This is a genomic window from Salinicola avicenniae (assembly GCF_023736115.1).
Taxonomy (GTDB): Bacteria; Pseudomonadota; Gammaproteobacteria; order Pseudomonadales; family Halomonadaceae; genus Salinicola; species Salinicola avicenniae.
The window spans coordinates 199445-210841 of record NZ_JAKQZC010000006.1 but is presented as its reverse complement, the minus strand read 5'-3'; the positions used below and the strand labels follow the sequence as shown (position 1 = coordinate 210841).

At 63.3% G+C, this 11397-nt stretch carries 9 protein-coding genes; 4 read left to right on the top strand and 5 right to left on the bottom strand.

What is annotated here, in order from left to right:
- The first annotated feature begins 115 nt into the window (after window positions 1-115).
- Window positions 116-361 (top strand): hypothetical protein, encoded by a 246-nt coding sequence (locus MC381_RS15610; RefSeq protein ID WP_251978685.1) that lies wholly within the window; start codon window positions 116-118, stop codon window positions 359-361.
- 108 nt (window positions 362-469) lie between these two features.
- Entirely contained in the window at window positions 470-1270 is an 801-nt protein-coding gene (locus MC381_RS15605) for a sugar phosphate isomerase/epimerase family protein (RefSeq protein WP_251978684.1), read from the top strand.
- A 63-nt stretch (window positions 1271-1333) separates the two neighbouring features.
- Here MC381_RS15605 and fhuB read toward each other — a convergent pair whose 3' ends face one another.
- Complete coding sequence (gene fhuB / locus MC381_RS15600) at window positions 1334-3331, bottom strand: Fe(3+)-hydroxamate ABC transporter permease FhuB (RefSeq protein ID WP_251978683.1); 1998 nt, start codon at window positions 3329-3331, stop codon at window positions 1334-1336.
- Window positions 3328-4236 carry an ABC transporter substrate-binding protein gene (locus tag MC381_RS15595; RefSeq protein WP_251978682.1) on the bottom strand — a complete coding sequence of 303 codons (909 nt, stop codon included), beginning with the start codon at window positions 4234-4236 and terminating at the stop codon, window positions 3328-3330. Before MC381_RS15595 ends, fhuB begins: the two co-directional genes overlap by 4 nt.
- Window positions 4237-4516: 280 nt before the next feature.
- Between MC381_RS15595 and MC381_RS15590 the strand changes: the two genes are divergently transcribed.
- Complete coding sequence (locus MC381_RS15590; protein WP_251978681.1) at window positions 4517-6688, top strand: TonB-dependent receptor; 2172 nt, start codon at window positions 4517-4519, stop codon at window positions 6686-6688.
- A gap of 144 nt (window positions 6689-6832) precedes the next feature.
- On the opposite strand, the gene MC381_RS15585 is transcribed toward MC381_RS15590, so the two are convergent.
- From MC381_RS15585 to MC381_RS18315, 3 genes are all read right to left on the bottom strand, one after another.
- On the bottom strand, window positions 6833-8317 hold the full coding sequence (locus MC381_RS15585) for a sugar porter family MFS transporter (protein WP_251978680.1): 1485 nt from the start codon (window positions 8315-8317) through the stop codon (window positions 6833-6835).
- A 307-nt stretch (window positions 8318-8624) separates the two neighbouring features.
- Window positions 8625-9914, bottom strand: a complete 1290-nt coding sequence (gene gbca / locus MC381_RS15580; protein WP_251978679.1) for a glycine betaine monooxygenase oxygenase subunit — start codon at window positions 9912-9914, stop codon at window positions 8625-8627.
- 150 nt (window positions 9915-10064) lie between these two features.
- Window positions 10065-10190 (bottom strand): hypothetical protein, encoded by a 126-nt coding sequence (locus tag MC381_RS18315; RefSeq protein WP_264297451.1) that lies wholly within the window; start codon window positions 10188-10190, stop codon window positions 10065-10067.
- An 86-nt stretch (window positions 10191-10276) separates the two neighbouring features.
- Between MC381_RS18315 and gbcB the strand changes: the two genes are divergently transcribed.
- Window positions 10277-11383, top strand: coding sequence for a glycine betaine monooxygenase reductase subunit (gene gbcB / locus MC381_RS15575; protein WP_251978678.1), 1107 nt, complete (start codon window positions 10277-10279; stop codon window positions 11381-11383).
- Window positions 11384-11397: the final 14 nt, after the last annotated feature.

Genomic DNA, 11397 nt, shown 5'->3' with positions numbered 1-11397 from the left:
GGATACATAATGACCGACAGGTGCCGAAAGTGCGACGCACCCGGCAGCAATCCATTCGAGACGACAATCGGCCGAGCGGGGCGAGCGCGAAGCCGATAGGCGAAGGAGGTGGGGCATGATGATCGTAGATCTTATCGATGGCGAGGACTTCCGTCAGCGGCTGGTGGGGCTCGGCATTCATATCCCCGAGGAGGCGTGCCCGGAAACCTGCGCCCGACTGGCGGCGGGCTGTCATCGGGCGCGCGGCGTCGAGGGGCTCGAGGCGAGCATCCGCGAGCTGATGCAGCAAACCGACGTCATGCTGCCCTCGGTGCGCGAGGCGATCGAAAGGCATCTGCTGCCCGTGTTCGGCACCGCCTGAGGCGATTCCGGTCGGCGTCGATTGTCGTCGTCGCGATGCCTTGCCTATGCTGAGCGGGGACCGCCCGCGATTCGTCGGGCCAACGCGCGAAGAAAGGAGAGGAAGGGCATGAGCATCGGACTCTGTACCTGGACACTGGGCCTCGATGATCTCGACCTGCTGATGGACAAGGTGGCCGAACTTGGATTCGACGGCGTGCAGATCAACGACCTCTGGGAACGTGACACGCCGTCGGACATTCGCCGCGCCCTGGATCGGCGCAACCTGCGTTTGATGGCGGTAGATGCCCAGCGGGTGATACCCGAGTCTGGCCAGACACCGACACCCGCGGCGGGGATTGACGCCTATCGACGCGTCATCGACATCGCTGCCGAACTCGAGGCGCCCTACGTCACGCTGCCGCTACTGTCGTTCTGGGTGCAGGGCCAGGCCGAGCCGTTTGCCGCGCTTGTCGAGGCGTGCCGCGAGCTTGCCGACCATGCAGCAACGCGCGGGCCGCAGCTGCTCTATGAGGTCGTCAATCGCGACGAAGTGCCAATGATCCACGATGCCGAAGCCGGCAACCGGCTGGTGCGTGATGTGGATCGCGATAACCTGCGCCTGATTCTGGACAGCTATCACATGTACTTCGAGGAGCGCGACCCGGTAGCCGCGATCGAGGCGAGTCGCGAGTCACTGGGCATCTATCACATCTCGGATTCGACGCGCGGCGGTATCGGCAGCGGCAGTATTGATTTCCGGGCCCAGTACGATGCCCTGAATGGCATCGGCTTCGAGGGCCCCGTCATCATGGAGTGCCTGCCGCCGATGCATGATCCGGGCGCGCCGGTTTCCAGCGACGGCAACCGCCGCATTCTGGAAGACGAGCTGTCGCGATCGCTGGAGATCTGGCGCAGCTTTGCCGCTTGAGCGTATCCGCCTCCACATGGCGATCCGCGCCGGTATCGAACGGCGCCTGGTATTGAACAGCGCCTAGAGTCGCCGCAATCCCCACATGAAGTAGACCCCGCCGATCAAGGCCGCGATCAGGCCGGCCGGCAGCTGGTACGGGAAGAACAGATTCCGGCCCAGCCAGTCGGCCAAGATCATGACCAGCATGCCCAGCAGGCTGGCGCCGAGCAGTTGATGGCGCGCGCCGTGAAAGCCCATCAGCCGTGCCATGTGAGGCGCCATCAAGCCGATGAAGGAGAGCGGACCGATGACCAGCGTGGCGGCGACGGTCAACAGCGCGACCAGCGTCAGCAGCAACAGACGGCTGCGGTCGACGTCCATGCCGAGCGCTTTCGCTGTGGGCGCCCCCAGCGGCAGCAGCGTCAGCCACCGATGCAGCGGCAGCGTCAGTGCGAACAGGGCCAGGGCGATGACCACGATCCAGGCTGAGGAAGAGAGGCTGGCGTAATAGGTCGACCCCCCGAGCCATGAGAGCAGCTGCTGTGCCCTAGGGTCGTCGCTGGCCAGCACGATGGCACGCATGGCATCTAGCAGCGAGGAGATGGCGATGCCGGTCAGGAGCAGGCGTTCCGGGGCGAAGCCGCTGCGCCGGTTGCTGACCACCAGCACCAGCAGCGCGACGGCGGCGCCGCAGAACCCCGTCACCGAACCGCTCAATGGGGCAATGCCCAGTGGCAGCAGCATCAGCGCGATGACGCCGATCGCCACGCCGGCGCTGATCCCGAGTACCTCGGGGCTTGCCATCGGGTTGCCGGTCATACGTTGCAGGAGCGTGCCTGCGATCGCCAGCATCAGCCCGGCGGCGGCGGCCGTGGCCACCCGTGGCAGGCGCCATTCGAGGATCAACCCCCAGTCAGCCGGGCCCGCGATACTGGGATGCGCGCCACTGCCGGAGAGCATGAAGCCGAGCACCAGGCTCAGCAGTGCGCCGATCAGCGTCAGCGCCGCCAGCAACCACAGGCGACGCTGGGGATCGGCGCGGCGCGGCAGCGTCAGCCCTGTCGCCGGCGTGGGGCGAGAACCGCCGATCTTCAGCCGTGGCAGCAGCCATAGCAGTAGCGGTGCGCCGAGCGCCGCGGTCATCGCGCCGGTTGGCAGCATTGAAGCGGTAAACGGGGACAGCTGCTGGACGCCGAGGTCGGTGACGACCAGCAGCAGGGCGCCGATGATCATCGACCACACCAGGCGCTGCGGTAGCGTACGCGCGCCGGAAAGCCGGGCGATGGCGGGAGACGCCAGACCGATGAACCCGATCAGGCCGACGGCGCTGACCACGCAGGCCGTGATGAAAATCCCCAGCCCCAGCGCGGCGAAGCGCAGCTTGCGCAGCGAGATGCCGAGACTGCGTGCGCCTTCCTCCTCGAGATCCAGTAACGCCAGTGGCCGCAGCAGCGGCAGGGCAAGGACCAGCGCGATGGCCAGTCGAACGAGCAGGAAGCGCGTGTCGTGCCAGTTGTCCTGGGCCAGGGCCCCCGAGCCCCAGATGAAGAGTCCCGACAGACTCTCCTGATGAAACAGCAGCAGCGCGCTGTTGATGGCGCTGAAGTAGAGCCCGACGACCATGCCGGAGAGCACCACGACCATCGGCGCCAGCCGGCGTTTCCACGAGAGCGCGAAGACCAGGAGCGTGGCGGCGATGCCGCCGATCAGGGCGATCCACTCGCGGCCTGCCAGCATCCAGCCCGGCGCCCACAGCGTCGCGACCACCAGCGCAAGCTGGGCGCCGCTGGTGACTCCAAGCGTCGCCGGTGATGCCAGCGGATTGCGCAGCACCTGCTGCATCAGGCAGCCGGCCAGCGCCAGTGCGGCACCGCTCAGAAGGGCCACGACCAGGCGCGGCGCGAAGGTGTAGTGCATCACGATCTGGCGGATGCTGGCGTCGTCGGGAGAGACGGCCGCCTGCCACCAGTGGCCGCTGAGATCGCCGAATTGCAGCGTCAGCGTGGCGTAGCCGAGCCCCAGTGCCAGGAGACCGAGGGCCAGCGCGAACCAGAGCGGAGATGAGGTGCGCGGGCTCATGAGTGATTGTCCTTGGCGACGGGGGCCATCACGTCGACCATCGACTCGACGAGACGCTGTAGCGAGATCAGCCCACCGTAGGGCCAGACCGGATCGATGCTGCTCAGGCGACCCTCGCGCACGGCCGGTAGATGCTGCCAGATCTGGTTGTCGTCGAGTTCGCGCTCGACCTGGCGCGGGTAGGGCTCGATGACCACGATGCTCGCTTCCGGATGCGCGGCCAAGCGGTCGATCGGAATGCTGGCATAGCCCCAGGCATTGGTCGGGCCAGTCCAGGCATTTTCCAGGTCGGTTCGCGCGAACAAGGTGCCGACCATGTTGCCCTCGCCGAAGACGCGCACGTGCTGGGCATCGCTGAACTGCACGATGTAGACCGGGGTATCGATGCCTTTCAATGCCTGACTAGCTGCCTCGAGCTGACGCGTGGTTTCCGCAATCAAGGTTTCCGCCTGCGCCTGATGGCCGGTCAGTTCTCCGATCTGGCGTGTCATGGCGATCGTCGCTTCGAAAAAGGGCTGGTCGGTGTAGAAACCGTCGATCATGCGAACCGGCATCAGACGTTCGAGCCGAGCGTTATCGCGAGAGAAGAGTGCGCTGCTCAACAGCAGATCGGGCGGATGCTGGGCCAGCAGTTCCAGGTTCGGTTCGTTGCGCAGGCCGATATCGATCGTCGCCGAGGGGATCGCCGGTGCCTTCACCCAGGCGTTGTAGTTGGGGATGTCGGAGACGGCATAAGGCGTCACACCGAGCGCGATGAGCGTTTCGGCCGCCGTCCAGTTGGCGGCGGCGATGCGCGGCGAACGTTGCGCTTCGTCGGCCAGGGCGGTATTCGCCAGCGTCGGGCTCCCCGTCAGCCAAGCCACGACGAGGGCGAGTGAAAGGATGAAGGGACGAACACGCGGCAAGATGAAGGGTTCCCGGCAACATGAGGCGGATGACAAACAAAACACCGCGCCAGGGCGCAAGCGCGCGGTTCAATGCGTCGGGCCGTGATGGTAGATCGAATGACAATCGTTATCAATGAACCCCGCGTAGCGCAAGCGAATTCACGTAAACATAAGAAACGTTCTCATTTCCATTTGGTGAATAGCCGTATAGAATGCCGCCAATATCGCTCACCGGGTGGCGTCGAGACTCGAAAAAAAGCTGCCCAGCTCCTGCTAAGCCAACAACAGGTTCATTCTCATGACTTCAGGGAACTCGTCTTTCGAAGGTCAGCGTCGGACCTTTCGTCTGCTGACCTTCGTACTCATCGGCACCGCGCCGCTAGCGTCCGTCGCCTGGGCCCAAAGCGCCGACGACGGATCAGAGTCGCTGGATACGGTTACCGTGACAGCGGCTGTGCCCACCTACGGCGACACGCCGCCACCGGCGTTTGCCGGGGGGCAGGTGGCGGCAGGTGGCCGTGTCGGGTTGCTGGGCGAAAAGGATGCGATGGACATCCCGTTCAATGTCACCAGCTACACCAGCAAACTGATCGAGAATCAGCAGTCGCAGACGTTAGGCGATACGCTGCAGAACGATGCGTCCGTCTCTGTTGGGCAGGGTTATGGTATTTATGGCGAAGCCTTCAAAGTACGCGGCTTTAACCTGACGGGTGACGATGTCGCCTACGGCGGTCTCTACGGCGTGCTGCCGCGCCAGATTATCAACAGCGATCTCGCCGAGCGGGTCGAAGTCTTCAAGGGGGCCAGCGCTTTTACCTCAGGTATTCCTATTGGCGGCAGCGGTGGCATTGGCGGCACGATCAATATCGAACCCAAGCACGCAGGCGACGAGCCGATGCTCAAGCTCTCCAGCGGCTACCGTTCCGACAGCTATGGTGAAGTGGGCGTGGATGCCAGTCGCCGTTTCGGCGATCAGAAGCAGTGGGGGGCTCGTGTCAGCGCTGTCCGTGGCCGCGGTGACACCGCGATCAATGACGAAAGTCAGCGCGATACCTCGGTCGTCGTCGGCTTGGATTACCGAGGCGATCGTGGGCGGGTCCTGTTCGATTTTGGTCATCAGAAGATGACGCTGGAGGGGGGGCGCTCGAGCATCTACACCGGGGCGGCGACGGAAGTCCCTTCGGAACCTGACTCGGATTCTAACTACACGCCCTCCTTTGGCGGCACCGAGCTGGAAACCAACTTCGGCATGGTGCGGGGAGAATACGATCTCAACGATGACTGGACCGCTTTCGCCGCTGTCGGCGGCAACCGGACTATCGAAGGCATCGTATCGGCCAACCCGAGCCTGACCGATGACGATGGTAATGCCAGCGTCAACGATTTCGAGACTGGCAACCATATCGACAACTTTGCCAGTCAGGCGGGTATCCGTGGCTATGTCCTTACCGGGCCGGTGAGCCACGACATCACGTTTGGGTACTCCAGTGCCTATCGCAAGTTTGATACGGAGTGGGGGTTTCTGGCGGCCGGCACGACCAATATCTACGATCCGCAGGATCTATCCCGACCAGAGGGGGAGCCCGGAGTCGGCGGCAGCGTGACGCGAACCCGTTCCCAGGGTGTCACGTTGAGCGATACGCTTGGTTTTCTGGACGATCGGTTGCTGCTGACGTTAGGGGCTCGTTACCAGGAACTGGAAATCGACGAGCGTCCTGACGGTGACGAAGACAATCGTTATGCGGATCGCCGCGTCACGCCGGCGGTCGGGGTCGTCTTCAAGGCCAATCCGAACATCTCGCTCTACGCCAATTACGTCGAAGCCCTGCAGGACGGTGGCACGGTTACCGATACCACGGCATCGAACTATGGCCAGCATCTGGGGATCGCTCATGCTGAGCAATACGAAGTCGGCACGAAGTTTGACTACGGCAACGTAGGCGGCGGTATCAGCCTGTTCCAGATCGAACTCCCGACGGCCGCCGTCGTCGATGGTGTCGGCAAGCTGGATAACGAGCAGCGCAACCGCGGTGTCGAGCTGAGCCTGTACGGTGAACCCGTTGATGGCCTGCGTCTGTTCAGTAGCGCCACTTGGATCGATGCGGAGCTGACCAAAACGCGGGATGGCACCGAGGGTAACGATGCGACCGGCGTGCCCGAATATCGCTTTGTGCTAGGTAGCGAGTGGGATATTCCGCACGTTGATCGTCTGACCGCCACCGGGCGCGTTGTCCGTACAGGGTCGCAGTATGCGGACACCGCCAACAATCTGGAGCTGGACCCTTGGACTCGTCTCGATCTGGGTATGCGTTACACCATGCCGATCGGTGGCGCGGACTGGGTGTGGCGTGCCGGCATCGACAACGTCACTGATGAAGATTATTGGGCGGGGGCCTCCACGGCATTTGCCGGTTATCTGATTCAGGGCGAGCCGCGGACGTTCAAGCTCTCGGCGACGGTCGAGTTCTGATCCCAGGTTGCTGCCGGGCAAGCAGCCGGGCATGAACGAGAAAAGGGCGCTCCCGCGAGGGGGCGCCCTTTTTCATAGTCGATGTGATGGTCTTGAACGTCCGAGTTGGAATATATACCGATCGCTAGCAGGAACCGCCGCGTATCACGCGGCGGCGGTGCCACCCTTCCGGTAGCCATCGACGCTCTTGACGCGGCCGCGCTTGAATTTCTCGCGCATCAGCGACTCCATCGACTCGAGCGGCACGCCCTTGGTTTCCGGGACGAAGCGCCAGACGATCAACAGACTGCCCAGTGTGATTGCACCGAAGAGCCAGAACGGGAAGGCGCCGTTGAAGACATTATTGAGCCAATCGCTGCCGCGCATCATGGGGAAGGTCTGGGCGACGATAAAGCCGGCGGTCCACTGGGCACCCATGGCCATCGCCATGCCGGCATCGCGGATCGAGTTGGGGAAGATCTCGGAGAGCAGCGCCCAGCTGCAGCAGCCCCAGGAGATGGCATAGCCGACCACATAGACCATGATCGCGATCATGGCTGTATAACCCTGCACGTCGAACCAGAAGATCGCGCCCAGTACCGCCATGCTGGCGATACAGGCGATCGAGCCGATGGAGAGCAGCCGCACGCGACCGGCGCGGTCGATCAGATACATGCCCAGCGCGTTGCCGAGAATGAAGACCAGCCCCACGTAGCCTGTCTGCAGCAGGGCACTGCCGGTGCTGTCGGTGACGCCGGAGAGCACCGTCGGCGCGTAGTACATCACCACGTTGATGCCCGAGAACTGCTGCGCGGCCGAGAGAAAGATGCCGACGAGTGCAATGCCCATCATGATCGGGCGGCGGATGGCGCTGCGCGAGCTGCGGCGCTCGTCGCGGCGCTGGCGGTTCATCGCGCGGCGGCCGGAGGAGCGGCCGCCATCCAGCGAGTCGCGCACTTCCTCGACCATACGGTCGATCTCCTCGCCGGCGGTGAAGCGCTTCAGGATGCGCCGGGCCCGGTCGGTCTGCCCATGCATGATGCACCAGCGCGGCGACTCGGGAACCAGCAGCAGCAGCAGGCCAAACAGCAGCGCGGGAATCATCTCCGAGCCCAGCATCCAGCGCCAGCCGTAGTCGGTCAGCCACTCGCTCGCCGCATCGCGAGCGATGAAGTAGTTGACGAAGAAAACGATCGTCTGGCCCACCACCAGCGACTGCTGGAACATGCTGAGCGTGCGCCCGCGCCAGTGCTGTGGCGCCAGTTCGCCCATGTACATGGGTGAGACGACGCTGGCGATGCCGACGGCCACGCCGCCGACGACGCGCAGGACGATGTAGACCCAGAAGCTTGGTGCCAGTGCCGAACCGAGCGCCGAGATCAGGAACAGCAGGGCGGCGGTCATCATGGTCAGCTTGCGGCCGAGGACGTTGGCCAGCCAGCCGGCCCCCAGGGCGCCGAAGATGCTGCCGATCACGACGCTGGAGACGGCCCACCCCTTCATCGTCGGTGACAGGCCGAAGTGTTCGGTAATGGAATCGATCGCGCCGGAAATGACGGCGGTGTCGTAGCCGAAGAGGATGCCGCCAAGCGCGGCAACGAGGCAGATGGCCAGGATGTATCCCAGGCCCGCCGAGGTTTGTTCCTTCATGATGTCAACGTCTTCCTTGAACGCGTGAATCCCGCCCGACGACCTCCTGTCGCCGGCACCCAAGACTTTAGTCGAAACTCTTTGATGTCTCGAATTGAAATAGGGAAAAGTCGTTATGTTTTCAAGGGGATGTCTTTCACGGGGATGCTGAAAAGCGTGTGCGGTGGTGCGTAACCGTTTTGGGGCGCGAGGCGAGAAACGGGCGGGAGAGGACCGGCTGGGAAGCGCCGATAAGCGTCAGGACAACATTCAGGGCTGCTCGCCGGCGCCTTGATCAGGCGCCGGCGAGCGAGTGAGGTTCACACGATCAGGTGGCCGCAATCTGCAGCGAGGCCGGCGAGTCGACGCCAAGATTGGCGCGCAGGGTCTCGGTGTACCAGTCGATGAAGTCGATGACGCCGAACTCGTAGGTCTTGGAGTAGGGCCCCGGCTGGTAGGCGGTGGAGTTGATGCCGAGCTGGTTCTCCTCGGCCAGTCGCCGGTCCTGGTCGTTGGTGGCATCCCACACCTGGCGCAGGCGTGCCGGATCGTAGTCGACGCCCTCGACTGCATCCTTGTGCACCAGCCACTTGGTGGTGACTAGCGTCTCCTGTGGGCCGAGCGGCAGCACCCGGAAGACCACGGCATGGTCTCCCATGAAGTGATTCCAGGAGTTCGGCAGGTGGAGGATGCGCAGCGAGCCCATGTCCGGGTCGGGAATGCGGCCCATCAGCTTGTTGCAGCCGGGCTTGCCGTCCAGGGTCATGGAGACGATGCCGTCGATCAGCGGGGTCCGCGTCAGGCGGTTGCGCTTGCCGAAGCGGGCGAGCTGCCAGGGAACTTCGCAGGCGGTCCAGTCGGCCTGCTTCCGGGCGACCAGGTCGCGATACTCACCGGTGGAGCGCGGGTCGTCGGTGTCGTCGAACTCGATCAGCGAGTTGAGCAGCTCTGGATGCGAGCCGCTGCAGTGGTAGCACTCACGGTTGTTCTCAATCACCAGCTTCCAGTTGGCCCGCTCGACGATGTTGGACTCCACCGCGACCTTGACGTTGTCCATCTCGTAGGGTGCCAGGTAGTGCTCCAGCGAGACGAGGAAGTCGTCGATCGGCTCCGGCTCGTCGCTGAGGTTGACGAACACGAAGCCGCCGGCGCTCTTGACCGCGACCGGCTTGAGGCCGTAGCTGCCGAGATCGAAGTCGTCGCCCATGTCGCTGCCGGCGAACAGGAGACGGCCGTCGAGTTCGTAGGTCCACTGGTGATAAGGGCAGACGAGTTTCGCCACCTTGCCCTTGTCCTTCAGGCAGAGACGGGAGCCGCGGTGACGACAGACGTTGTGAAAGGCGTGAATCTGGTTTTCGGCGCCACGGATCACGATGATCGAGTTACTGCCGATCTCGACCTTGAAGTAGTTGCCCTTGGCCGGGATCTCGCAGCTCATGCCGGCGAACAGCCACTGCTTCTCGAACACTTCCTGCATGTCCAGCTGGAACAGTCGCTGGTCGTTGTAGAACGGCTGGGGCAGGGAAAACGCCGGGGCCCGCTGATCCAGCATTTCGGCAACGGCAACGCGGGTTTCGGCCAGGCTATCCTCCAGGCCATCGCGTGGAAGTGGTGACATGGGTCGCATCCTCATCAGGGTAGGGTCTTTCCCGAGCGCAGCGACGGGATCGACCGAGTGAATATTGTTTGGCATCTGCAATGGCATGCTTTTGGCGGAGTGTCGCTCAGGCGATGGCAATGAAATTGTTCACTCGCGACATTCGTCGAATCAGGGGCGACCGAGCCCGGATTTTTTTACGGGCCCGGTGAGCACGACGAATGTCGCATCGACGGTGAGGTTGGGGGTGGCTGGCATGCCCGTGTCGCTACGGGGAAAGTCGTCGGCGAGTGCCATGCCCAGAATCCGCTCATACGGGTAATCCACTGGAAGCATGTAGGGTGTGGCGACGTCTCCCTGGCTGTTTCCCCTGATCGAGCGCGATGACGATGCAATTTTTCAATCCGGTCAATACGCAAACCTGGACCAACGGTCGCCATCAGGTCCGCTGCGTCAAGGTGATCCAGGAAACCTGGAACGTGCGGACATTCTGCTTCATGGCCGATCAGCCGGTGATGTTCTTCTTCAAGCCGGGCCAGTTCGTCACCCTGGAGCTGGAGATCGGCGGTCAGCAGGTGATGCGCTCCTATACGATCTCGAGTTCGCCCTCGATTCCCTACAGCTTCTCGATCACCGTCAAGCGGTTACCGGGCGGTCAGGTCTCCAATTGGCTCCACGACAATCTCAAGATCGGTGACGAGATGGTGGTGCACGGGCCGGTCGGCGACTTCAACGCCATCGACCATCCGGCCGAAAAGGTGCTGCTGCTCTCCGGCGGGGTCGGCATCACGCCGCTGATGTCGATGACGCGCTGGTTCTTCGATACCAACGCGGCGGTCGATCTGGAGTTCGTACACTGCTCCCAGGCGCCGAACGACATCATCTACCATCGCGAGCTGGTGCATATGTTCTCGCGCCTGCCGGAGTTTCGTCTGCATATCGTGTGCGAGCGCAGCGATGAGCTTAGCCAGGCGTGGTCGGGGTTCCGCGGCTACCTGACGCGTCAGATGCTGTCTCTGATGGCGCCGGACTACCTGGAGCGCGAGGTGTTCTGCTGCGGGCCGGCGCCGTTCATGAAGGCGGTGCGCCAGGTGTTGCTCGAGGATGGCTTCGACATGTCGCACTACCATCAGGAGTCGTTCGGGGCGACGCCGCTGGATGTGCAGGAAGACGTCATCGAACTCGCCGAGCAGGCCGAGGCCCAGGCCGAAGAGGTCGATATGGCAGACCTGCTGCCGGTCGAGTTTTCCGGCAGCGGCAAGAGCATTCGCATCAGCGAGAACGAGACCATCCACGCGGCAGCGGCCAAGCTCGGACTGCATATTCCCAAGGCCTGCGGCATGGGCATCTGCGGCACCTGTCGCGTGCTCAAGACCGAAGGCGAGGTCGAGATGGAGCACAACGGCGGGATCACGGAGGAGGACGAGGCCGAGGGCTACATTCTTTCCTGCTGCTCGAAGCCCAAGGGCAAGGTGGTTATCGATTTCTGAACGTCGCTGCTCGT